21 protein-coding genes and 1 pseudogene are annotated in these 22172 nt (G+C 70.3%); 12 read left to right on the top strand and 10 right to left on the bottom strand.

The window, feature by feature from the left end; translation table 11 throughout:
* Positions 1 to 25: 25 nt before the first annotated feature.
* Positions 26 to 256, top strand: a complete 231-nt coding sequence (locus tag ACWD5O_RS20345; protein WP_450086227.1) for a hypothetical protein — start codon at positions 26 to 28, stop codon at positions 254 to 256.
* Between the two features lie 42 nt (positions 257 to 298).
* Here the strand turns inward: ACWD5O_RS20345 and ACWD5O_RS20340 are convergent, their stop codons facing one another.
* On the bottom strand, positions 299 to 1108 hold the full coding sequence (locus ACWD5O_RS20340; protein ID WP_450086226.1) for a metallophosphoesterase: 810 nt from the start codon (positions 1106 to 1108) through the stop codon (positions 299 to 301).
* Positions 1109 to 1194: 86 nt separating this feature from the next.
* Here ACWD5O_RS20340 and ACWD5O_RS20335 point away from each other — a divergent pair, with 86 nt between their 5' ends.
* The gene (locus ACWD5O_RS20335) at positions 1195 to 2046 is read left to right on the top strand and encodes an NAD(P)-dependent oxidoreductase (protein ID WP_450086225.1); all 852 of its coding nucleotides are present in this window, start codon (positions 1195 to 1197) and stop codon (positions 2044 to 2046) included.
* A gap of 71 nt (positions 2047 to 2117) precedes the next feature.
* Here ACWD5O_RS20335 and ACWD5O_RS20330 read toward each other — a convergent pair whose 3' ends face one another.
* Positions 2118 to 2573 carry a DUF6069 family protein gene (locus ACWD5O_RS20330; protein WP_450086224.1) on the bottom strand — a complete coding sequence of 152 codons (456 nt, stop codon included), beginning with the start codon at positions 2571 to 2573 and terminating at the stop codon, positions 2118 to 2120.
* Positions 2574 to 2590: 17 nt separating this feature from the next.
* Entirely contained in the window at positions 2591 to 3604 is a 1014-nt protein-coding gene (locus ACWD5O_RS20325) for an RNA polymerase subunit sigma-70 (protein WP_450086223.1), read from the bottom strand.
* A gap of 238 nt (positions 3605 to 3842) precedes the next feature.
* Between ACWD5O_RS20325 and ACWD5O_RS20320 the strand changes: the two genes are divergently transcribed.
* Positions 3843 to 4607: a DUF427 domain-containing protein gene (locus ACWD5O_RS20320; protein WP_450086222.1), complete on the top strand. Its 765-nt coding sequence runs from the start codon at positions 3843 to 3845 to the stop codon at positions 4605 to 4607.
* 126 nt (positions 4608 to 4733) lie between these two features.
* Positions 4734 to 5081 carry a hypothetical protein gene (locus ACWD5O_RS20315; RefSeq protein ID WP_354965856.1) on the top strand — a complete coding sequence of 116 codons (348 nt, stop codon included), beginning with the start codon at positions 4734 to 4736 and terminating at the stop codon, positions 5079 to 5081.
* An 86-nt stretch (positions 5082 to 5167) separates the two neighbouring features.
* Here ACWD5O_RS20315 and ACWD5O_RS20310 read toward each other — a convergent pair whose 3' ends face one another.
* Positions 5168 to 6247 (bottom strand): hypothetical protein, encoded by a 1080-nt coding sequence (locus ACWD5O_RS20310; RefSeq protein WP_450086221.1) that lies wholly within the window; start codon positions 6245 to 6247, stop codon positions 5168 to 5170.
* 190 nt (positions 6248 to 6437) lie between these two features.
* Between ACWD5O_RS20310 and ACWD5O_RS20305 the strand changes: the two genes are divergently transcribed.
* Complete coding sequence (locus ACWD5O_RS20305) at positions 6438 to 7631, top strand: low temperature requirement protein A (RefSeq protein ID WP_450086220.1); 1194 nt, start codon at positions 6438 to 6440, stop codon at positions 7629 to 7631.
* 29 nt (positions 7632 to 7660) lie between these two features.
* Here the strand turns inward: ACWD5O_RS20305 and ACWD5O_RS20300 are convergent, their stop codons facing one another.
* Complete coding sequence (locus ACWD5O_RS20300; protein ID WP_450086219.1) at positions 7661 to 8284, bottom strand: TetR/AcrR family transcriptional regulator; 624 nt, start codon at positions 8282 to 8284, stop codon at positions 7661 to 7663.
* A gap of 37 nt (positions 8285 to 8321) precedes the next feature.
* Between ACWD5O_RS20300 and ACWD5O_RS20295 the strand changes: the two genes are divergently transcribed.
* Entirely contained in the window at positions 8322 to 8846 is a 525-nt protein-coding gene (locus ACWD5O_RS20295; protein ID WP_450086218.1) for an FAD-dependent monooxygenase, read from the top strand.
* A gap of 167 nt (positions 8847 to 9013) precedes the next feature.
* Here the strand turns inward: ACWD5O_RS20295 and ACWD5O_RS20290 are convergent, their stop codons facing one another.
* Positions 9014 to 11251, bottom strand: a complete 2238-nt coding sequence (locus tag ACWD5O_RS20290; RefSeq protein ID WP_450086217.1) for a hypothetical protein — start codon at positions 11249 to 11251, stop codon at positions 9014 to 9016.
* 167 nt (positions 11252 to 11418) lie between these two features.
* On the opposite strand from ACWD5O_RS20290, the gene ACWD5O_RS20285 reads away from it, so the two are divergent.
* Positions 11419 to 11907 (top strand): hypothetical protein, encoded by a 489-nt coding sequence (locus ACWD5O_RS20285; protein ID WP_450086216.1) that lies wholly within the window; start codon positions 11419 to 11421, stop codon positions 11905 to 11907.
* A 119-nt stretch (positions 11908 to 12026) separates the two neighbouring features.
* Positions 12027 to 13286, top strand: a pseudogene (locus ACWD5O_RS20280) (IS1380 family transposase); the annotation flags it as partial.
* A gap of 122 nt (positions 13287 to 13408) precedes the next feature.
* Here the strand turns inward: ACWD5O_RS20280 and ACWD5O_RS20275 are convergent.
* Positions 13409 to 14677: an MFS transporter gene (locus ACWD5O_RS20275; protein WP_450086215.1), complete on the bottom strand. Its 1269-nt coding sequence runs from the start codon at positions 14675 to 14677 to the stop codon at positions 13409 to 13411.
* A 168-nt stretch (positions 14678 to 14845) separates the two neighbouring features.
* On the opposite strand from ACWD5O_RS20275, the gene ACWD5O_RS20270 reads away from it, so the two are divergent.
* Positions 14846 to 16081, top strand: coding sequence for a low temperature requirement protein A (locus tag ACWD5O_RS20270; protein WP_450086214.1), 1236 nt, complete (start codon positions 14846 to 14848; stop codon positions 16079 to 16081).
* 103 nt (positions 16082 to 16184) lie between these two features.
* On the top strand, positions 16185 to 17363 hold the full coding sequence (locus ACWD5O_RS20265) for a MalY/PatB family protein (protein ID WP_450086213.1): 1179 nt from the start codon (positions 16185 to 16187) through the stop codon (positions 17361 to 17363).
* A gap of 62 nt (positions 17364 to 17425) precedes the next feature.
* On the opposite strand, the gene ACWD5O_RS20260 is transcribed toward ACWD5O_RS20265, so the two are convergent.
* Together ACWD5O_RS20260 and ACWD5O_RS20255 are read right to left on the bottom strand one after the other, a co-directional pair.
* A complete protein-coding gene (locus ACWD5O_RS20260) occupies positions 17426 to 18088 on the bottom strand; it encodes a response regulator (protein WP_450086212.1) in 663 nt (220 codons plus the stop codon).
* Complete coding sequence (locus tag ACWD5O_RS20255) at positions 18076 to 19236, bottom strand: sensor histidine kinase (protein ID WP_450086211.1); 1161 nt, start codon at positions 19234 to 19236, stop codon at positions 18076 to 18078. The genes ACWD5O_RS20260 and ACWD5O_RS20255 overlap by 13 nt, the downstream gene beginning before the upstream one ends.
* 130 nt (positions 19237 to 19366) lie before the next feature.
* Here ACWD5O_RS20255 and ACWD5O_RS20250 point away from each other — a divergent pair, with 130 nt between their 5' ends.
* On the top strand, positions 19367 to 19768 hold the full coding sequence (locus tag ACWD5O_RS20250) for a DUF6069 family protein (RefSeq protein ID WP_450086210.1): 402 nt from the start codon (positions 19367 to 19369) through the stop codon (positions 19766 to 19768).
* Positions 19765 to 20238: a hypothetical protein gene (locus ACWD5O_RS20245; protein ID WP_450086209.1), complete on the top strand. Its 474-nt coding sequence runs from the start codon at positions 19765 to 19767 to the stop codon at positions 20236 to 20238. The genes ACWD5O_RS20250 and ACWD5O_RS20245 overlap by 4 nt, the downstream gene beginning before the upstream one ends.
* 6 nt (positions 20239 to 20244) lie before the next feature.
* Here the strand turns inward: ACWD5O_RS20245 and ACWD5O_RS20240 are convergent, their stop codons facing one another.
* A complete protein-coding gene (locus ACWD5O_RS20240) occupies positions 20245 to 22092 on the bottom strand; it encodes a glycoside hydrolase family 15 protein (protein WP_450086208.1) in 1848 nt (615 codons plus the stop codon).
* Between the last annotated feature and the right edge of the window lie 80 nt (positions 22093 to 22172).

The following is a 22172-nucleotide window of genomic DNA, read 5'->3' as shown; positions in this document are numbered from 1 at the left end:
CGACACCGCCGGGTCCATCGCCACGATGCTCATCCTGCTGTACCCCGGGCCGATCCTGAGCGCAGTGGTCACGGACGCCCAGTGGCTGAAGCGCATCGACCGGATCTCACCGATGTCCGCCGGCCTGAAAATCCAGGCGACGAGGGCGCTGGAGTCGCTGACGGTCGGACCTTGGCAGGGCCTGGGCGTCCTGGCCCTGTGGGCGGCGGGCGCACTGCTGATCGGCCTGCTGTCGCTGCAGCTGCGCGACGCGTGATCCGACAACCACGCCGCCTCGACCGAATTCTGGCGGGGGCTTTCATCCGCCCTCGAGTCGGGTGACCAGGATCCGGCCGCCCTCGTACACGCCACCATCGATGGCGAGGACGCGGCCGTCGGCGTACCGCAGGGCCTCGCGCACCTCGTCGGGGGCCACCCCGAAGTGCTTGGTGAGCGTGCTGTGCCCGTGCACCAGCACCTCGCCACCGTACGTGCCGAGCATGGTGGCCACCGGGTCGTCCGGCTTGGCCGGCTCGCTGTCCCGGAACGCGCCACGGTCGCTCATCTGTCGGCAGAACGCCAGCCAGCCGGCGGCGTCCCGGTTGGCGAGCGCCTCCGCGATCCCGGTGTTGACGGCGGCGACGCTGTCGCCGAACTCCAGGTAGCGGGTGGTGTCGGAATGCACCAGCAGGTAGTTGTCGACCACCGCCATGGCCGGCCGGGAGGCGATCCACGAGATGTGCTCGTCGCCGAGCCGGCGCAGGTCGTCGTCTCGACCGCCGAATCGCGCCCAGCCACCCCGGAAGCCGTCCCGCTGCGGCCAGCCGGGCACGGTGGTGGTGTCGAAAAGGTACGCCGCGAGCAACTGCACCTCGTGGTTGCCCAGCAGTGCCTGCACCTGGCCGCCGACGGCGGCGGCCTGCCCGGTCAGCCGCCGTACGTCGTCGATGACCCCGATGCCGTCGGGTCCGCGGTCGACGTAGTCACCGAGCAGCCACAGCCGCGCGTCCGCGCCGGACCAGTGCCCGGCCGCGTCGGTGAGGCCGGCATCGTGCAGCGCGTTCCGCAGTTCGGCACGGTGGCCGTGCACGTCGGCGACCACGAAGAGCGGCGTCCGGTCGACAGTCACCCGCCGAACCCTACCCGCGACCGACCGACGGGCGAGGTCGGTGAGCGGGAGGGCCGCGCCGCACCGGGTGACGCTAGGTTGTGCGGATGACACGCATCGGGTTTATTGGCCTTGGCCGGATGGGATCCCTGATGGCCGGTCGGCTGGTCGCTGCCGATCACGAGGTGACGGTCTGGAACCGTACCGCCGACAAGGCGGCGGCGCTGGTGCAGGCGGGGGCCCGGGCGGCCGCGACTCCCGCCGAGGCGGTCGCCGGCGCCGACGTGGTGATCACCATGCTGACCGGCCCGGCCGCCGTGGACGCGGTGCTCTTCGGCGACCACGGTGCCGCCGCGGCGCTTGACCCGGCCGCGACGCTGGTCGACATGTCGACCGTGGGCCCCGACCACATCGCCTCGCTGCACGATCGACTGCCCAACGTGGACCTCGCGGACGCCCCGGTCAAGGGCAGTCTGCCGGCCGCCGCAGCCGGCGAGTTGGCGATCCTCTTCGGTGGCAGCGACAAGACCCTGGCCCGGGTGAGCGAGGTGCTGGAGGTGCTCGGCAAGGTCCAGCATGTCGGGCCACTGGGTGCGGGCGCGGCCGTCAAACTGGTGGTCAACGTGGCGCTGTGCGGCTCCTTCGTGCTTGTCGGTGAGGCGCTGGCGCTGGGCGATCGGCTCGGGCTGTCCACCGAGACCACCTTGGCGGCGCTGAGCGGCACCGCCCTCGGTTCACTCGTGCCGCGGGTGCGCGCCCGGGTGGACAGCCCCGAGGCGCCCACGCAGTTCTCGTACGGATTGGCCGCGAAGGATCTGAAGCTGGCGCTCGAAGCCGGCGCGCCGACGCAGGGAGTGATCGCCGCCGCGCACCAGCAGTTCGCCACCGAACTGCCCCGGCTCTCCGAGAGCGACATCGGGGAGATCGTCGCCGTGCTGCGGCGGGCCGCGACCCGCTGAATGGAGGGCAGCAGGACACGTTGGTGCGCTCGGGTACGCCCTTCGCCGCGCGTTGTCCCGTTGCGGGGTCGTCAATCGGTCCGGGCGCGGAGGCTCCGCGCCAGGGTCGGGATCATCACCGTCGCGGGGACGAGGTGTAGCCCGAGGAGAGCGGTGGTGGTGGCGGCGTTCGCCCCGGCGAGGAGAGGCGGGACCAACGAGATCGCGGTCAGCGACACTGCCGTCCACACGAATCGCTCGGCAGGACGAGCGCTCCAACGAAGAAGAGCGACGGCAATGACGACGCCCACGACCGAGAAGAAGCCGGTCACCACGGCGAACCCGGCCAACGGGATCGTCTCGCCGCCATCAGGGATCTCGAAGTCGACGCCAACGGCCTGGGCGAGCGCAGCGGCGAGGGTGGTGGTCACCATCGCCGCGAGCGTGGCAAGGAAGCCGGTGACGGCGAGCCCGCGGAGTCGGCGGGTGCGGCTGGTCCGGCCCGATGCCGGGCCTGCGACGACGCTGGTGTCATCCATGCTGTTCATGTCGTTCCTCATCAGGACTACTCCGTGCCGTCCGCCGGCAGGCGCTCCGGCAGCCCTAGCCGCGGGAACTGGTCGTTGTGGAAGGTGATGATCTCGGTGATCGCCCCGCCGGTGACGCGCAGCACGTCGACCGTCAGCGGCAGGTACGCGCCCTCTCGCTTGCGCCAGAGGTAGAAGGCGATGGCGGGCTGCCGGTTCACGGAGGTGGGGACGCCGCGCAGGCCCTTCATGCCCACGAAGCCGTCCTCGACCCAGTCGTTCACCACCGCGTCGCGGCCGACGAACAGGCCCGGCGTGGGCGGCATCGAGCAGCGGACGTCGTCCCGCAGCAGTGCGGCGAGTCTGTCGATGTCCGTGGCCACGCTGGCGTCGGTGAAGCGACGCACCAGCTCGCGCGTCCCCGCGTCCATCTCGTCGCCGGTCCAGTCCTGCCGCTCGGAGGGCAGGTGCTCCCGCATGCCGGCGCGGGCCCGCTGCAGCGCGCTGTTCACCGAGTTGACGGAGTCCCCGAGCAGCTCCGCGACGTCCTTCGCCGGCCAGCCGAGCACGTCCCGCAGAATCAGCACGGCCCGCGGGCGCGGCGCGAGGTGCTGGACTGCGACCAGGTACGCCAGCTCGATCGTCTCCCGCGCGACGGCGACGGTTTCCGGCTCGTCCGCGTCGCCCGCGGGCAGCTCGTCGAGCAGCCGGTCCGGGTAGGGCTGCAGCCACAGCACCTCGCCGCCGGTCGCGGGCTCCGGGCGGCACTTGGCGAGCAGGTCCAGGCAGGCGTTGGTGGCGATCCGGTACAGCCAGGCCCGGAACGTCGACCGCCCCTCGAAGGTCTCCCGCCGCCGCCAGGCACGCAGGAACGTCTCCTGCACGGTGTCCTCGGCGTCCTCGAACGACCCGAGCATGCGGTAGCAGTGCACGTGCAGCTCCCGCCGGTGCCGCTCCGCCAGCCCCGAGAACGCCCGCTCATCGACCTCGCCCAGCCCGCTAACGCCCAGCCCGCTCACGCCCAGCTCCTCCAGCCGCGTGTCCGCACTCATCACGTCATCCTTCCGCCTCGTCGTGTCCTGTCATAGGTGTGACGGGTACGGGCGCGACAACTCATCACCAGGGTCGGTCGGCATGGCTGACCCCGAATGTTTCTCATCCTTGAGCGTTGTCATGGGTGGACGCTGACGCCGTACGAACTGGTACAGGTCAGCGCCCACTGAATCGGCGAGGCACGCAAGCCCTCCTGATCGTTGAGCCAGTGCCCCCGAAGCTGAACTGGAGGACATCGTGCCGGACTACCCGAAGGCGATCGCCCCGGACGACCGCGTTGAGCCGGTGCCCCGCCGCATCCGCGCCTACCTCGCCGGCGAACTGGTGCTGGACACCAGACAGGCGCGGTACGTGTGGGAGTGGCCCCTTTACCCCCACTACTACATCCCGGCTGCCGACGTGAACCGCAACCTCCTGATCGATGAGCACCGCACGGAGCAGGTCCGCTGTGGGACCGGACAGGTGCATGGGCTGCGGAGCGGCGAGACGATCCGTCCTTCGTCCGCCCGGTGGTACGGGGACGACGCGCTACCCGGGTTGGCGGACACCGTTCGGTTCGACTGGGCCGCCATGGACAGCTGGTTTGAAGAGGACGAAGAGATCTTCGTACACCCTCGGAACCCGTATGCCCGGGTGGACGCGATACGGTCCACCCGCCGCGTACGGGTGGAACTCGACGGGGTCGTGCTGGCCGAGTCGGCGTCGCCGGTGCTGGTCTTCGAGACCGGTCTGCCGACTCGCTACTACCTCAACCAGACCGAGGTGAACTTCGAGCACCTCGTGCCGTCAGAGACGAAGAGCTCCTGCCCGTACAAGGGCCGGACCAGCCGCTACTGGTCCGTGCGTGTCGCGGGCACGGTCCACCCGGACCTGGCCTGGTCGTACACCTTCCCCACAAGCGCACTCCTGCCGATCGCCGGGCTGATCGCCTTCTACAACGAGAAGGTCGACCTGATCATCGATGGCGATCGAATGACCCGGCCGAAGACGCACTTCTCCTGATCGGGTCTGTCGACCACCGCCGACGGCCCCGACTCGCCACGTTCGCCTGATGGATCCCGCAGGTCTCCGTACGCTTGCTGTGAACTCAGAGCTGTACTCCTGAAGGGCCGTGGAAGGGGGATTGGCATGACCGACGACCAGGTCACCCGCAATCTGAAGGGCATGGATGAACTCGACTTCGTGGGATGGAACTCGGCGGACTGGCACGGAGTGTTCGCCCACCACCACACGGATGACGTTCTCGTGGACCTGAAAGGGCAACCGAAGACCCACGGCATCCAGGAGCACATCGACGCCATGGAAGCGTTCGCCGAGAGCACCGGTGGCACGCCAATCCAGATCAAGTCGCACCCCATCGGTTTCGGGTCGGGAGAGTGGACCTGCGTGGTGGGCGAGTTGGAAGACGGCAGCCGGATGGTGACGGTGGCGAAATGGCGCGACGGCGCCATCGCTGAGGAGTACATCTGGATGTAGCGGCCCCGTCACCAAGCTGCATTCCTGGTGACGCTCGACGTTCGGCGGTACGCACCCACCACGAACTCACACTCTTTGTTGCGAGGTCAGCGGGTCTCGCCGGAACTGCGACTCACCATCAATTCGCTGGCGTCGACAACCTCGAAGTCGCTGCCGCGCAGAGTGCCCAGCGTGTGCAGCGCGTCGTTGTCCCATCGCCTGTCGGGTGTGCCGGAGATGAACCACGCCGAGCCGTGATCGGCGACGATGACGCCGTACCGCTGCATCGCCTCGGCGACGATCCTGGCCTGCCGGGGTAGCCGGGAGACGTCGACAGAGCGCTTGAGTCGCAGTCGCTGACCCAGCTGAGGCAACGAGGGCTCCTTGTTGACGGATGCGGAGTGCGACGCTGGCCAGGTCCAACCGCTGCGGGTGCGTGGCACGGTGACCCGGATCGCGTGGTCGATCCGTCCGGCGGCCACCTCGTCGTAGCGGACCAGACCGGCGAGGATCGAGAGTCCGGCGGCGTCGGCGGACGTCCAACCGGCCGGCCGCATGCGGTTGGAGCGCAGGTCGAAGACCGCCCCGGACCCTGCTCGCCAGCCTTCTCCGGCCGGGTGGGCGTCGAAGAGCTCGTAAACGCGGCACGTGTCGCGGTCCCAGACGATGACGTGCCGGTCACCGTCGCCGCGCGGCCCGCCCTCGATCGCTGCGTTCGGCGGGATCGGATAGGGCCCGGCGTCGCTCTCGTCGCCGTAGGAGAAGGTGACCGGCACCCGTCGCTGCCCGGCGCCGACGACGGTGACCGGGATGCCGATCGGTGCGCCCTGCCACGTGCCGGCGCCGAAGTCGGCGTGCACGGCGGCGGCCGGGCCGATGCTGCCGACGATGGCCGCGGAGCGGGAGTGCACGGGCAGCCGGGAGACGTCGGCGTGCCACACGTTGTCGGCGGGGAACACGGGGCACGCCGAGGCGGGCGGGCGCGGGCGGGCGCCGATGCCGGTCCGTGCGGACGGGCTCGCCGACGGTACGGTCGGCGCGGCGCTCTGCGCCGCCGCGGTGCCCGGGTCGGGAACGCTGGAGGTGGGTGCGGCGGTGGTCGTCCGCTGCGGGGTCCCACAACCGGCCAACAAGACGACGGACAGCGTTGCGACGACGCCGGCGCGGCGCGGGATCGGTGCGACCATCTCGCGCATCCTGCCTCAACGGTGGTGACAGCGTCCATCGCGGTGCTCTCCGCGCCGCTGCCGCGCGGGCGGCGACGGCGAGGTATCGAGGGTGCGTTCTGTCCGTGGGCGGCGCGGCGACGTGGTACGACTGCTTCAGCGACATGCCGACGAAGCGGACGGGCCGGTGACGACGAACAGAGTGGCCAATATGCTGCGTAGGCGTGAGAGTCCGCAGCGGCCGACGTTCCTGGAACTGTTCTTCGATCTGGTGTACGTATTCGCGCTCACCCGGATCGTGCACGAGTTGGTGCTGGACTACACCAGGGGTCACGTCGCCGAGACGTTGACCACTTCCCTCGCGGAAAACGGCGAGACTCTGCTGCTGCTATTGGCCGTCTGGTGGATCTGGACTCAGACGTCGTGGACGACCAGCAGATTCGACCCGTTCCAGCCGGCGATCCAGTTCGTTGTCCTCGCGACGATGCTCGGGAGTCTGTTTCTGGCGGTCGCGATATCCGGGGCTCTCGCCGAGACCGGCCTGCTCTTCGCGAGCACGTACGTCGCGATCCAGGTGGGCCGTACCCTCTTCTTCGTCGTCACCCTGCGGGGTGACGCCCTGCGCCGCGTCAACATGCTGGCGCTCGTCTGGTTCGGCGCGTCGGCGGTGCCGTGGATCGCCGGAGCCCTCGCACCGGGGGAGGTGACGCGCAATTCGCTGTGGACGCTGGCCCTGGCGATCGACTACCTGGGGGGCAGACTCGGCTGGCCGGTACCGGGGATGGGTCGCTCGCGGGTGTCCCCGTGGGCCGTCGCGGGCGAGCACCTGGCCGAACGCTACTGGCAGCTCGTCATCGTCGCACTTGGTGAGACGATCCTGACCTCCGGCTCGAGTCTTCTACGCGGTCCGATCGTGGCGGAACGAACATTGGCCCTTACGTTGTCGTTCCTCACGACGGTGTTGCTGTGGCGGATCTACTTCTACCGAGCCGGCCAGATCCTGGGCGAGGCCATCGAAGCGTCCGCCGACCCCGGCCGGCTCGGTCGGTCGGCCGAGTTGTCCCACCTGCTCATGGTGGCCGGCATCCTCGCCACCTCGGCCGGTTCCGAGCTCGTCTTGATGGATCCATTCGACCACACCAGACCCGCCTGGGTCGGCGCCATCCTCGGCGGGCCCGCGCTCTTCCTCGCCGGGCGCTCACTATTCGAGTACGTGGCCTTCGCCCGCGTGTCCCGGCCACGGCCGATCGGGATCCTCGCCCTCGCGGCCATGGCGCCGGTGATGGTCGGCCTGCCGCCACTCTGGGTCGCTGCAGCAGCTGCCTCGGTCCTGCTCGGCATCGCCGTCTCGGACGCGATCCGAGCCCACGGACGCCCACTGGAGCAGGCCTCGCCGCCACGCTGACACCAGAGCGACGTGGTCAACGGCAACGCTTATGCGGAGGCTGTGTTGTTGTGACGTGGCCCGGTCAGCCCGTAGAGCAGCAGATCGGTGAGGGCGTCGATGACCTGTTCGTCATGGGCGTCCTTGCCCGTGGCTGGCATTGCGTAGCCGAGGGTGGCGAGCATCGCGCCGATGGCAGCCCCGATCAGCTGCGGATCACCGGGCAGGGAGTGGCCCCGCTCGCGCAGGTATTCCAAGTATTCCAGGTGATCGCGCAGGGGGGTGGTCTGGCCGGTCAGGTCGTGCCAGGCCCGGCCCGATGCGGGGTCGGCGGCGACCATGGACTGGAACAGGGCGATGCTGATCGGCCGGTGCTCGCGCATGACGGTCCAGGCGATTTCGAGGTGGTCGCGCAGTTGGGCACGGTCGGTCAGGTCGTGGTCCTTGGGGTGGTCGTGGTCGGCGAGGTGTGCGTCGGCCGCGGCTTCCAGGTCGGCGAGGAGCGCCTGCAGCAGCTCGTCCTTGTCGGCAAAGTGCTCGTAGAACGAGCCGGTGGCCCGGCCTGCCGCCGCCGTGATGTCCGTGATCTTGGTGTTGAGGTAGCCGCGCTCCGCGAACACCTGCCGGGCCGCGTCCAGTAGCGCCTCACGGGTCTGCGCGGCCTTCGCTCGCAACGGCGCCTTCATCCACCTTGCCGCTGGCGACGGAGAGGTGTGGTGGTCGGCCCAGATCGCCGACGCCGTCGAGCCCGACCGCACCGGCGTGAGCGACGCCGAATGGGTGCACCGAACCGCGCAGCTCTATGAGGCCGAGACGGCGCCGTCGGCGGTCATAGCCGCCACCACCAGGCTGCACCCGACCGTCATCATGCACGCGGTCGACCCGGTCCCGACCTGGCACAGCGACCGCATCGTCCTGGTCGGCGACGCGGCCCACCCAGTCGGCGCCGGGCAGGGCGCGTCGATGGCGATCGAAGACGCCGTCGTCCTCGCCGCGGCATTGCAGGCCGAGCCGACGACCGCCGCCGGGTTGAAGGCGTACGACGCGGAACGCCGCCCCCGCATCGTCAAGCTCCTCGGCGCGGCCGAGGACAACCGCGGTGCCAAGAAGGCCGGACCGGTCAAGCGGCACCTGCAGGCGCTGATCATGCACGTGTTCGTGCCATTGGTTTATGAGAAGGCCACCGCATGGCTGTACGACTACACACCCGGCACGCCCAAGCCCCAGAGGGCATAGCCGCACTGACCGAGATTCGGTCAGCATGTGCCGGCCAGTAATCGACGCGGCGCTCAACGACCCGGCGGCCACCGTGCCCTACGACCGAATTTCTGTGCGCCTTCGCGTCCTCGCCGGACACAGCGGCGGCACCGGGAACGATGCCGCCGCTGTGCGAAACACGATCGCTAGCTGACGAAGATGCGCCGCCGCCGACGGGCCCGCCAGGTCAGAGCCGCGCCCGCGATGATCAGGGCGAGCGCGACGGAGACCAGCACGGGCACCGGAACGTTGTCGCCGGTGACCGGCAGGCCGCCGTCGTTGTCGCCGCCACCCGCACCGTCGGACGGCGGCTCGTCGGAGTCGTCGTCCGCCGGAGGCGTGGCAGTGTCGCCGGTCGTCGGCCTGGCCCTGGTGTTGCCGCCGAGCAGCAGCAGGTCGTCGCTCTCGGCGTCGTCGGTCATCGTCTGCACCGACGTTTTCGTGCTCCGCGGCAGGTACTGGTGCTGCGCCGTGAACTGCTGCTTCGACACGTTCTCCTTGGGCGACTTGGAGAAGTCGACGCCGCCCATCGTGTAGACGTAGACCTGCCCGCCGGCCTCCCACTCGAACGTGTAGTCGCCGTCGCGGAACGACTTGAGGTACCGCTGCCAGGTCTCGTTGAAGTCCCACTTCTCGCCGCGGATCGGCCACTTCGACGCGTCGTCGCTGTTGATGATCTTGTGGTAGTCGGTGGCCTTCTTCGCGTCCTGCAGCCGGATCCACTCGGCCGCTACCCGGGACGTGTAGACACGGCGCAGGTCGGCGTACGCGGCATCTTGATTGATCTTCTTCTCGACCGCCGGAACGATCAGCTTTTCGACGACCTTCTGGTTGTGCTCGATCTGCGCCTTGGTGGGCTCGCACGGGTCGCCGGGCAGGTCGAAGTCGACCTCCTGCGGCACCGAGTTGACCTTGAGCGGGGCGTCCAGAATGTAGATGCCGCCGTCCTGCTCACGCACCTGGGCGGGCTCCGGTTCGATCCAGTTGCGGATGCCGTGCAGGCAGGGCAGCCCGTCGGTCAACTGGTTCTCGTTCCAGAACTTCCTGCCCAGGTCGGTCTTCGGGTTCATGGCCGCGGCGAAGTCGTGCTTCATCTGCAGGTCGGCCTCGAGCAGCACTCGCCCGGCGTCGGTCTTGCCGAACTTGGCGTCCATCACGCGCTGCGGCTCGTCCGGGTTGAGGTTCACCCAGAACTTCTCTGGGGTGAGCGCCAGCCAGGTGAAGAACGAGTCGGAGATCAGCTGGGCCTTCTCCTGGCCGCCGAAGCCGGGGTTGGTGTCCGGGTCGGGCATCTTGTCGGCGGTGAACGAGTAGTCCAGGCCCTCGCCCTTGACCGGGGCGCCGACAAAACGCAGCTCGAGGGTGGAGAAGTCGACGCCGCCGGGGCCGCGCAGGCGCTGACCGGTGGTGTCGCCCTGTCGGATGCGCTCCATCTGCTGGCGCATGGTCTCCGGGGTCGGCTTCGACTGGTTGAGCATGTCGTTGAGGCCGCCGCGCGAGCCGGAGTTCGCCTGCGGGTTCGGGTTCAGCGTCGGGTCGAACTTGGTGTGTGGGCCGGGGGTGAACCGCACGACAGGGGTGGAGCGGTGCTGGTAGGTGGTGACCCGGGACTTGCCGTCCGGGTGCTGTCCGGCGTCGGCGCCGAGCTCGCGCAGCTTGGTGGTGCTGCGGGGCTCCGGCTCCTGGCCGTAGACGTAGCGCAGCGAATATTCCTTGAACCGCGGGTCCTTGAGCACCTGGCGGTCGTTGGGCAGCTGCTTGTCGACGATCCCGCCACCCGACTTGATTTCGACGAACTCCTTGGTCCTCTGGTTGACCGCGTCGTACCGGCGGATGACCTTGCCGTCCGCGTCCTTGACCTCGACCTCGCAGAGCCAGTCCGGGCCGACCAGGTTCAGGTCTTGGGCAATTTTCTTGTGGAAGGCATCGCCACGCGTGCGGCGGGCGGCGTTGTCGATGTACGCGTCGTTGAGCCAGTCCTGGAACGTGCCCTTGTACGGGTTCGAGCTGAGCTGCCGGTAGTTGTAGCTGGCGTAGACCTTGCGCGGGTCGCCCTCTTTCCACTTCGTCGAGTCGACGCCGGCCTCCGCGAGGTCATTCGCTGTGGGCGCCGCGAGCCCGTCCATCGACTGCCGTTGATTCACGTAGTCGTACGTGTCCCACGCCGACTTGATCCGGCTGGCGTCACCGACCGGCAGCGTCCCCGGTTTCGATGGGTTGCCGGTCAGCTTGAACTTCACGTCGCAGCGCTTGCCGGTCAGCATGGGCGGCGCAGCCGCCGAGGCGACGGGCATGGTGCCGGCGGACAACAGCACGGCGCAGACGGCCGCTACCAGGCCGCGGAACAGCAGGTGCGCACGGAGCCGGACTCTGGGGTAGCTCATGTAGATCCCATCCAGGGAGGGAGACGCCGGTGCCTCCCCGTCGTAGTCGTCTGGTCCCCGGCGCCGTGTGGCACCATATGGAACGGAGTCGTATTGGCGTGTCCCGATGCGACCAATCGACAACTATGGGTATCTTTTCGTTATCAAATGCTGAGTGGAGACCGCGCATGAGCGACTGGGCCGACAACCCGCGGCTGAACACCTGGTTGGCGGCCCAGCAAACGGCCTTTCCGGTCTGGTCCCGTGAGACTGGGCAGGCGTGGGACTTCACCGTGGACTCCCTGGACCGCCTGGAGCAGCTGCTGCGTGAGCGGTTCGCCGGCTGGGACGACCTGCTCGCGGCCGAGGAGGCCGAGCAGCCCGCGGTCATGGTGCCGGGGTGGTACCTCGGCGAGGTGCTCAACCGCAATTACGGCACCGTGTGGCACCGCAACCCGGTCGAGCCCACCCACCCCGACCAGCCGAAAACCCCGTTCGTCCAGTTCTTGAAGGACCCCGGAGCGCAGGAGGAGTACGAGGACGAGGACGACTACGTGGACGAGGACAATCTCCCGCCGATCTGCAACCCGTTCATCGAGATCCGCGGCCTGTTCGTCCGCAGACCCAACGACCACCTGCGGGACGTTGTCATCCGATTCGAGCGGTACGAGCGCTAGCCTCGGCCCTTCATTAAGGGCTGTCCAAGGGCTGGGCAGAAATGAAGAAGTGCCTTCTGATCAGGGAAAATAGGACTTGCTGAGGGTCCGATGTTCCTGTCACGGAAGGCACTTGCTGGGTGAAGGCTACCGCAACACGTCCGAAGATCATGGTGACCGGCGGCGGGCGGGGCGTTGTCGGGCACGTCGGTGCCCGCCTGCTCGCCGATCTGGCCGACGTAACTGGGTTGACCGGCGCGTTCAGCCTCGCGTTGGCGGCGTTGCGGCAACGGCGCAGCGGCCACGACCCGGGCCGCGTCGCCGTGGATCTGGCGGTGATGCTCGCCGACGGTGGTGAGGTGATCGCCGATCTGGCGGTGCTGCGTGACCAGTCGGCCCTGTTCGGGCTGGTCGCCTCCGACCCGACCGCGTGGCGGCTGTTGTCCCGACTCGACGAGGCGATGCTGGCCGAACTACGTGCCGCGCGGGCTCGAGCCCGCGAGGTCGCCTGGGCCCAGCACGCCGAGGTCAACGGTGACCTGCCGGCGGTGAAGGCGGCCGGCCGGCAGGTCAACGGTCTGGTCCTGGACATCGACGCGACGATCGTGATCTGCCATTCCGAAAAGGAGTCGGCGACTCGTACCTGGAAGAAGACCTTCGGCTATCACCCGTTGCTCTGCTTCCTGGACAACACCGGCGAGGCCCTCGCCGGCTTGTTGCGGGAGGGCCGGGCCGGCTCGAACACCACCGCCGACCACATCACCGTCCTGGACCAGGCCCTGGCCCAGATCCCCGACGCTGTCCGGCACGGCACCCCGATCCTGCTGCGCAGCGATTCGGCCGGCTCCAGCCACGGCTTCCTCGCCCACATCCGGTCCCTGCGCGAGCAGCACCACCTGGACATCCGGTTCTCCGTCGGCGCCGCGATCACCGAACCCCTCCGGGTCGCGATTCAGGCTGCGACCGGCTGGGTCCCCGCTGTCGACACCGACGGTGAACTGCGGGAACACGCCGAGGTCTGCGAGATCACCGGCCTGTTCGAAGCGGCCGGCTGGCCTGCGGGCACCCGGTTCCTGGTCCGCCGTGAACGCCCGCATCCCGGCGCCCAACTGTCACTGTTCGACACTGTCGAAGGCTGGCGGCACCAGGTCGTCGCCACCGACACCCCACCCGGCGACGGCGGCATCCAGCACCTGGAGGCCCGGCACCGCGCCCACGCCCGTGTCGAGGACCGTATCCGCACCGGCAAGGACACCGGCTTCGGCCGGTTCCCGTCCCGAGTGTTCGCGATCAACCAGGCATGGCTCCAACTGGCCCTGACCGGCATCGACCTACTCGCCTGGACCCAAACCCTGCTCCTCGACGGTGACCTCGCCCGAGCCGAACCCAAGAAACAACGGGTGCCCAGTAACGAGTCGCTGGACCGGTGGTACGGCGACATCCAGTCAGTCAAGGTCCGCGAGGAGTACCGCAACCGCGGTATCCCGTTCGACATCACCTGCGGCGATGCGACTGAGACAGCCTAGGGCGCACTCTGCCGATCGTGCAGTGGCCTTCCCGTCCGGGTAGGTGTGACCTGCCGCGTAGCTGCGGGGCTGGTGGCGGAACGGGCGGCGGTCGGCGCCGGCCCGGCGGCGCGACACCGCCGCGCGTCCAGGGCGAGCAGTGTGAGGGCGGCCAGCGTCAGCAACCCGCCGACGAGTGCCAGCGGGCGTGCTCCCGAGGTGGGCAGGAGGGCGCCGCCGAGCAGTGATCCGCCGGCGATGCCGGCGTTGAAGGCGGTGCTGACGCCGGCCGACGCGATGTCGGTGCTGCCCGGAGCCAGTTGCAGCATCCGGCTCTGCACGGCGGAGCCGAACGCCGCGTAACCGAGGCCCATCCCGGCGAGGAGTGCGACCGCGCCGGGCCGGAGCGCGCCGAGCGCGTACAGGCCGAACAGCGAGGCCGTGCCGATGCTCAGCGGCGTCAGCAGGGAGGCGATCGGCCGGGTGTCCAGGGTCCGGGCCGCGGCCAGGGTGCCGACGACGCCGGCCGCGCCGGAGACGAACAGCAGCGACGCCAGCACCGCGTCGGCGAAACCGCTGACGTCGAGCAGGAACGGTGTGACGTAGGTCTGCAGGGTCATGAAGCCGCCGATGCCGAGGGCGGTCGCGATCAACAGCAGGGCAAAGCGCCGCCCGTCCGGTGCGGTGCCCCGGGCGGCGCCGCCAGCGGCCGGCGGGTAGGAGGGAAGGAGGACGAGCACCGCGGCGGCGATCGCCAGACCGACCCCGGCCAGCACCGCGAACGCCGCGCGCCAACCGGCCTGCTGCCCGAGCCAGGTGCCCAGGGGTACGCCGAGCACCGGGGCGAGCGTCGCCCCGGTCGCGAAGAGCGCTACCACCCGGCCGCGCACCGCGACCGGGAAGGGCCCGGTCACGGTCGCCGTGGCGATGGACCAGAACAGCGCCTGGGCGAGGGCGGTCACGAGGCGGGAGCCGGCCAGCACGGAGTACGTCGGCGCGAGCGCGGAGGTGACGTTCGCGGCGGCGAACAGGAGCATCGTGCCGCCGAGCAGTTGACGCCTGGGTACCCGCTGGGTCAGCCGGGCCAGCGGCACGGACGCCAGCACGACCACGACGGCGTACCCGCTGACCAGCAGACCCACCTGCGTGCGCGACCGGTCGAGGTCGGGTGCGATGTGGGTCAGCAGGCCGACGGGCAGCAGTTCGGTCGTGATGAACGCGAACGCGGCGAGGGAGAGCGCGACGAGCACGGCCCTGGCCCTTCGCGGCGATACCTCCGGCGCCATGGCCCACCCCCTTCATGGTCACCGTAATCGAGGCCCGACCCCCGCTCAGCTCGCGGGCCTCAGCGGACCACACCGTGGATCCACCACAGCGAGGGGGATGCCCAAGGGGTTGACGCAACCCCTCGGGCGGCCGACTCGTTGGTGCGACGAGGGGGGCGGAGGCGGACGATGGGGGCGGGACGCGGAGCCGATCTGCTGCGCCCTCCGGCGAGTTCAGGCCGCGCCACGTTCCTGGAGCTCTTCTTCGATCTGGCTTTCGTCGTGGCCCTCGCCCGGGTCTCGCAACGATTCGCCGACCTGAACGATGACACTGGTTGGGCGCTGCTCGAAGGTTTCGGTCGTACCCTGTTGCTCTTCCTGGCGCTCTGGCTGATCTGGTCGCACACCACCTGGATCACCAGTCGCTACGAACCAGAGCGGTCGATCATCCAGGCCGTCGTGGTCGGCACCATGTTCGCCAGCCTGGTGATGGCGGTGGCGCTGCCGCGCGCGATGGAGGGGCGAGCGCTGCCGTTCGCGGTCGCGTACCTGATGGTGATGGTGGTGCGGCCGCTGGTGGTCGCCGCCGCGCTGCGTGGCCATCCGCGACGGCTGGTGCCGTTCCGACTTGCCGGATGGGCGGCGATTTCCGCGCCGCTCTGGCTGGCCGGCGCGTTGGGCCCGGACCGGTTTCGCCTGCCGCTGTGGGCTGCCGCCCTCGCTGTCGACTACCTCGCCTGGGCTCTGGGCTGGCCGCTGCCGCGGCTCGGGGCTGCGGCGGTGAGCCGCTGGCGGATCACCGGAAAGCATCTGGCCGAACGTCACCAGCAGATGTTCCTCATCGCACTCGGTGAGTCGATCCTCGTCACCGGCACGGTTTTCAGCGGCAGGGACTACTCCGCGGAGCGGGCCGTCGCGTTCGGGGTCGCGTTCGCCACCAGCGCGCTGCTGTGGCGGATCTACTTCCACCGCGCCGGGCTGCTGTTGACCGAGGCGTTGGATCGGGCGGGTATGCCCGGCCGGCTGGGTACGGCGTCGGAACGGACGCATGCGTTGATCGTGCTCAGCGTGCTGGTCACCTCGGTCGGCTACGAGCTGGTGATCGACCATCCGTTCGGGTCGCCGCGGCTCAGTTGGCTTCTGTTCGTGGTGGGCGGTCCGGTGCTCTTCCTCGTCGCCCGTCTGCGGCTGGAGTACGAGATCTTCGGCCGGGTTTCCGGACCCCGGATGATCGGCTTGGTGGCCCTGCTGCTGTGCACACCGGCGTTGGCCCGCTGGTCGCCGATGGTCGGGCTGAGCGTGGTGGCCGTAGTGCTGGCCCTGGTCGCACTGCTCGACGCGCTGCGGAGCCGGGGACGGCCGCTGGAGGTTTCCGCCTCGCCGATCGGGCGGGAGACGCCCGACGATCGCGACTTCGAGGCGTGACCGCGCGGCCGTGCACAGCGACCAGCCCCGACAGCCCGCACCGGGTGCCATTTCCACCCTCGGCCGTGATCGCGACGTGGCCGGAGCGGAATAGGCTTCAGCCATGAGTGCTGTGCTTCGTGGTGCCCGCAACGCGGTGAATCCGCTTCGCCAGCTCACGATCGACCAGCTCCGGCAACGGACGAGCCTCAAGTGGCGGGAATACCCGGACGACGTGCTGCCGCTCTGGGTGGCGGAGATGGACGTGCCGCTGGCCGAGCCGGTCGCGAGGGCGATCACCGAGGCCGTCGCGCGCGGCGACACCGGCTACACCGCCGGCACGGCGTACCCGCAGGCGCTGGCGGAGTTCGCCCGGCGTCGGTGGGGTTGGGACGGGCTGGCCGTGGAGCGCACCGCGCTGGTGCCCGACGTGATGCACGGCGTCGTCGAGGCGCTGCGGCTGGTCACCGACCCGGGGGACGCGGTGGTCGTCAACTGCCCGGTCTACCCGCCGTTCTACGAGTTCGTGGCGCACGCCGGCCGCCGGATCGTGGAGGCGCCGCTCGGCGGGGACCTGCGGATCGACCTCGCCACACTGGAGGACGCGTTCCGGCAGGCTCGGGCCGGTGGCCGGCCAGCGGCGTACCTGCTGTGCAGCCCGCACAACCCGACCGGCGTCCTGCACACCGCGGACGAGTTGGCCGCCGTCGCCAGTCTGGCCGAGCGGCACGGGGTGCGGGTGGTCGCCGACGAGATCCACGCTCCGGTGGTGGCTGGGGGAGAGCGGTTCGTGCCGTACCTCTCGGTGCCCGGCGCGGAGAACGGCCTGTCGCTGATGTCCGCCTCCAAGGGGTGGAACCTGGCCGGCCTGCGCGGTGCGCTCCTCATCGCCGGCCCGGCCGCGGTCGGAGACCTCGCCCGCGTTCCGTTCGAGGCCAGCGTCAGCACCAGCCACCTCGCCGTGATCGCCCACACCGCCGCCTTCCGCGACGGCGGCGAGTGGCTCGACGCCCTGTTGACCGGCCTGGACGACAATCGCCGGCTCCTCGCCGCGCTGCTCGCCGAGCACCTGCCGGCCATCCGTTACCAACCCGGTCAGGCCACCTATCTCGCCTGGCTCGACTGCCGTGCCCTGGGCCTCGGTGACGACCCCGCCACCGTGTTCCTCGAACGTGGCCGGGTGGCGCTCAACTCCGGTTCGGCCTTCGGCACCGGCGGCGACGGCCACGTCCGGCTGAATCTGGCCACCGCACCGGAGTTGATCACCGAGGCGGTACGCCGGATGGCCACCGCCGTCGCCTGAGAAGCCACTTCGGAGGGCCGCCGAGCTGTCCTGTTCGTCGACAGGGTGGCCGCGCGTCCGGCTCAGGCCAGCCGGCCGTCGTGGGCGAGCAGGGCGATCTGGGTGCGGTTGTCGAGGTCCAGCTTGGTCAGGATGTGCGAGACGTGGGCCTTCACGGTGGTCACGCTCATCAGCAGCCCGGTGGCGATCTCGGCGTTGGAGCGTCCCTGCGCGATGGCCAGCACGACGTCGCGTTCACGGGGCGTGAGCAGGGCCAGCCGGGCACGCGCGTGCTCGTAGGACTCGGCGCCGGAGGCCACCCGCTGCATGAGGCGGCGCGTGACGCCCGGCGACAGCATCGGGTTGCCGGCGGCGACGGCGCGGACGGCCTGGCTGATCCGCTCCGGCGGGGTGTCCTTGAGCAGGAACCCGCTGGCGCCGGCCCGCAGGGCCCGCACCACGTGCTCGTCGGTGTCGAACGTGGTGAGCACGATGATCTCCGGGGGCCGGGGGCGGCGGCGCAGACGCTCGGTGGCGGTGATGCCGTTGACGCCGGGCATCCGGATGTCCATCAGCACCACGTCGGGCATGTGCCGGTCCACCGCGGTGATCGCCGCACCGCCGTCGGCGGCCTCGCCCACGACGACGATCCCGTCGGCGCCGTCGAGCATCATCGTCAGCATTCCCCGTACCAGAGGGTCGTCGTCGACGATGACGACCCGGACCGGGCCCGTCACCTCGGCCACGGCAGCCACGCGGTGAGGTGGAACCGACCCGAGGCGTCAATGTGGTGGGCGACGCGGCCACCGGTGAGGGTGGCCCGTTCGGCGAGACCGATCAGGCCCGCGCCGTCGTGCCCGGCAGCACCGCCGTCGGGTGTGGTTGGGTTGCTCACCGCGATGCTCAGGCCGGAGCCCGGCGCGCCGCCGACGGCGAGTCGGACCGGCTGCCCGGCGGCGTGCTTGCGGGCGTTGGTCAGCGCCTCCTGCGCGATCCGGTAGGCGGTGCGACCGACCGCCGGCGGGACCTCGACCGGCGGGCCGAGCGGGTCGTCGACCTCGATGTGCTGCCCGGCCGCCCGGGCCTCCTCGACCAGGCGCGGCAGGTCGGCGAGGGTCTGCCCGGGCGGCGCGTCCGCCGGCGCCTCGGCGTCGTCGCGGCGCAGCAGCGTGATGACCTCGCGCAGCTCGTCGAGGGCGTGGTGCGCGCTGGCCCGGATCACCCCGGCGGCGGCGCTGAGCCGCTCGGGTGGCGCGTCCGGCCGGTACTCCATCGCGCCGGCGGCCGCCGCCAACAGCGACAGCCGGTGGGCCAGCACGTCGTGCATCTCCCGCGCGATCCGGCTGCGCTCGGCCGCCCGGGCCTCGACGACCCGGCGTTCCTGCTCCTGCTCCGCCCGCCAGGCCCGGTCCCGCAGCGCCGCCAGCAGGGCGTGCCGGGCCTGCGCCCAGGTGCCCCAGCCCAGCAGCGCCGCGTACGCGGCCGTCATCAGCACCAGCCGCCACCCGTACGGCAGGCTGGGCATCGGCCGCCACACCGCCTGCACCGCCTCGCCCGCCACGCCGACCGCCGCCACCACCGCGGCCTGCCGGAACGGCCGGTTGCGGGCGGTGAACAGCACCGCGAAGCTCGCCACCGGAGTGGCCACCGGCGACAGCGCCACCAGCAGGCCCGCCAGCACGCCCGCGACCTCCGGGCGGCGGACGACCACCGGGACGAGGGCCAGGGCGGCCACCGCCAGCGCGACATCGGCGCGGACCAGGGCGGTCGACCCGGAGCGGGTGGCGGACCACAGCACGGTCGCGATGAGCACGCCCATCGCCCCGGTCGCCACGCCCACCGGGGCGGAACGCCACGTCCGCGGCGGGTTCACGTCGCACGTCGCCACATCCACCAGCGCAGGCTACTGGGCTCGCGGAGGGCCGGACCACCTCCTTTGGTAGTAGGCGGCGCCGCCGACGGATGTACACACCGCGGCGTCCGGACCGACGTGCCCGACCCGGGCCGATCCACAGACTCAGGGCATGACGAACAACCTTCTCCTGCAACGAGCCGCAGTGGCGGCCGGCGCGATCCTGGTGGCGACGGCGGAGTTCGCGATCCTGCACTCGGCGGCCGGCGTCGACCTGGCGGCCGGCACCGGAAACGCGACCCGGCAGATCACGGTGGCCGCGGTCGTGGTGGCCGCCGCGGTCGCGGCACTGGCCGGCTGGGCGCTGCTCGCGCTGCTGGAACGCCTCACCAACCGGGCGCGCGTCTGGTGGACCTCGATCGCGGTCGCAGCCCTGCTGCTGTCACTGCTGGCCGGGCCGCCGAGCGGCGTCGGCGGGGGAGGGAAGGCGGCGCTCGCACTGCTGCACCTGAGCGTCGGCGTCGTCCTCATCCTCGGCCTGCCCCGGCCGCGCCCGGAAGGGCTGAACCGATGACCGCGCTGACCGTACGCAAGCAGGACGGCGCCTTCGTCCTCGACTCCGGTGCCGGGCCGCGCGCCTCGCTGCGTACCGGCTGGACCTGGCGGTGCGGCGAGATCCGGACCGACGTGGGCCTCTGGACGGTCGAGCCGACCGACCGCCGGCGCATCGGGGTCACCGCCAAGGCCGAGCACGGCGCCGCGGTGCGGCTCGACCCGAGCCGGTCGCACGTGCCGGGGCCGGGTGGGGCGGCGCGCTGGGCGTCCGGTCCCTGCGGCGGTGAGCTGGTACGCGACGGGCACCGGCTCGAAGTGCGCCTCCCCGGCCGGCCGGGTGGGCCGATTCGCGTCGACGTCACCGGTGAGTGGGCCGAGGTGGAACTGGTGGCGCTCACCGCCTGTTTCGCGCTGATGAGCCGACGGCGGCAGCGCACCCTGATCATGATGGCGGTCATCGGCGCCGCCGGTCGCGGCCCCATGGGCTGACCCGAGCTACCGGCGACGCCGGGCGTCGGCCTCGACGTCGAGCAGGTCGTTCAGCGCCAGCGCCGAGTTGATCAGGGAGAGGTGACTGAACGCCTGCGGGTAGTTGCCGATCTGCTCACCGGTCGCGGCGATCTCCTCGGCATACAGGCCGAGGTGGTTGCTGAAGGTGAACATCTTCTCGAAGGTGAGCCGGGCGTCGTCCAGGCGACCGGAGCGGGCCAGCGCCTCGACGTACCAGAACGTGCACATGTTGAAGGTGCCCTCGTGCCCGGGAAGGCCGTCGGGGGAGTGGACCGGGTCGTACCGGTGGACCAGACTGTCGGAGACCAACTCGCGCTCGATCGCATTCAGGGTGGACTGCCAGAGGGGGTCGCTCGGCGTCATGAAGCCGACCGCCGGCATGGCGAGCAACGCCGCGTCCAGCACGTTCTCGTCGTACGCCTGCACGAAGCTGCCGCGTCCCCGGTGGTATCCGCGGGCCATGACCTGGTTGTAGATCTGGTTGCGCTGCTCCGCCCACCGGGTGATGTCGCCGGGGCGCCCGGTGCGGGTGGCGAGGCGGATGGCCCGGTCCAGCGCGACCCAGGACATCACCCGGCCGAAGGTGTAGTTGCGGGGATGGTGGCGGCTCTCCCAGATGCCGGCGTCGGCCTGGTCCCAGTGCTGGCAGAGCCAGTCGACGAGCCGTATGGTGCTCTTCCACACCTGGTGCGAGACACGGATGCCCTGCTCGTCGGCGAGGTGCATGGCGTAGAGGGCCTCGCCGTGGATGTCGAGTTGGATCTGGTCGGCGGCGCCGTTGCCGATCCGCACCGGTCGGGAGCCGCGGTAGCCCTCCAGGTGGTCGAGAATCTCCTCATGCAGGTCGGAGGAGCCATCCACCCGATACATGATCTTCAGCGGGTCCTGGTGGTCACCGGCCTCGCGAATCCGCTCGTCCAGCCAGTTCATGTACTGGCTGACCTCCTCGGTGAAGCCGAGGCCGAGTAGCGCGTGCACCGAGAACGACGTGTCGCGTACCCAGGTGTAGCGGTAGTCCCAGTTGCGCGTGCCGCCGACCAGTTCGGGCAGCGCGGCGGTGGGCGCGGCGATCATCGCGCCGGTCGGCGCGTACGTCATGAGCTTCAGCGTGATGGCCGAGCGCTCGACCATTTCCCGCCACCGCCCGGTGTAGCGGGAGCGCTCGACCCAGCGCCGCCAGTAGTCCCGGGTCCACTCCAACATCCCCTGGACCTCCACCGGTGGGATGATCCGTGGCTCCGTGCCGGCCGTGTCCAGGACCACCCCGCCGGTGTCACCCTCGTTCAGGGTGCCGTACGCGACCAGGTCGCCGTTTTCCAGGCTGATGTCGCCTCCCTGCGAGATCAGCTGCCGTACGGGGTCGACCGGGTTGAAGGTGAGCGCCGCTGACTGGCTGCGGAAGACGTACCCGTGGCGGTGGCGCTCCAGTTGGTGCCTCTCCCGGGCGTAGTCGAACCGGGGTCGGCACTCCACGCGGAACCGCATGCTGCCCCGGACCATGTTGACCATGCGGACCAGGCGGTGCGTGTCAGTGGCCCGATCGCCGGTGACCGGCATGAAGTCCATCACCTCGGCGACGCCGTCCGCGCTGATGAATCGGGTGATCAGGATCGGAGTGCCAGGCAGGTAGAGCTGCTTGGTGACGTACCGGACGTCGTGCGGGGCGATGCGGAAGTAGCCACCCCGCTCGCGGTCCAGCAGCGCGGCGAAGATGCTCGGCGAGTCGAAGCGCGGTGCGCAGAACCAGTCGATCGTTCCGTCGCAGGTCACCAGCGCGGCGGTCTGCAGGTCGCCGATGAGCCCGTGATCTTCGATCGCCGGATAGCTCTCCACGTCGCCTCCCGGTCTCGACAGCCTCCTCCGCAGTAACCTAAGGTACGAATTGTCGAGTTCGTCTCGTATTCGTGGTCAGC

The sequence above is a fragment of the Micromonospora sp. NPDC005161 genome (genome assembly GCF_053599855.1).
This window is presented reverse-complemented; position numbering and strand designations above follow the sequence as displayed.

Bases quoted from the DNA above. Each gene is read 5' to 3' on its own strand.
- ACWD5O_RS20345 (WP_450086227.1), top strand. From the start codon at position 26: ATGCTCATCCTGCTGTACCCCGGGCCGATCCTGAGCGCAGTGGTCACG.
- ACWD5O_RS20325 (WP_450086223.1), bottom strand. From the start codon at position 3,604: ATGAGTGCGGACACGCGGCTGGAGGAGCTGGGCGTGAGCGGGCTGGGC.
- ACWD5O_RS20245 (WP_450086209.1), top strand. From the start codon at position 19,765: ATGACCGCGCTGACCGTACGCAAGCAGGACGGCGCCTTCGTCCTCGAC.
- ACWD5O_RS20285 (WP_450086216.1), top strand. From the start codon at position 11,419: ATGAGCGACTGGGCCGACAACCCGCGGCTGAACACCTGGTTGGCGGCC.
- ACWD5O_RS20290 (WP_450086217.1), bottom strand. From the start codon at position 11,251: ATGAGCTACCCCAGAGTCCGGCTCCGTGCGCACCTGCTGTTCCGCGGC.
- ACWD5O_RS20335 (WP_450086225.1), top strand. From the start codon at position 1,195: ATGACACGCATCGGGTTTATTGGCCTTGGCCGGATGGGATCCCTGATG.
- ACWD5O_RS20265 (WP_450086213.1), top strand. From the start codon at position 16,185: ATGAGTGCTGTGCTTCGTGGTGCCCGCAACGCGGTGAATCCGCTTCGC.
- ACWD5O_RS20315 (WP_354965856.1), top strand. From the start codon at position 4,734: ATGACCGACGACCAGGTCACCCGCAATCTGAAGGGCATGGATGAACTC.
- ACWD5O_RS20310 (WP_450086221.1), bottom strand. From the start codon at position 6,247: ATGGTCGCACCGATCCCGCGCCGCGCCGGCGTCGTCGCAACGCTGTCC.
- ACWD5O_RS20270 (WP_450086214.1), top strand. From the start codon at position 14,846: ATGGGGGCGGGACGCGGAGCCGATCTGCTGCGCCCTCCGGCGAGTTCA.
- ACWD5O_RS20275 (WP_450086215.1), bottom strand. From the start codon at position 14,677: ATGGCGCCGGAGGTATCGCCGCGAAGGGCCAGGGCCGTGCTCGTCGCG.
- ACWD5O_RS20330 (WP_450086224.1), bottom strand. From the start codon at position 2,573: ATGAACAGCATGGATGACACCAGCGTCGTCGCAGGCCCGGCATCGGGC.
- ACWD5O_RS20305 (WP_450086220.1), top strand. From the start codon at position 6,438: ATGCTGCGTAGGCGTGAGAGTCCGCAGCGGCCGACGTTCCTGGAACTG.
- ACWD5O_RS20250 (WP_450086210.1), top strand. From the start codon at position 19,367: ATGACGAACAACCTTCTCCTGCAACGAGCCGCAGTGGCGGCCGGCGCG.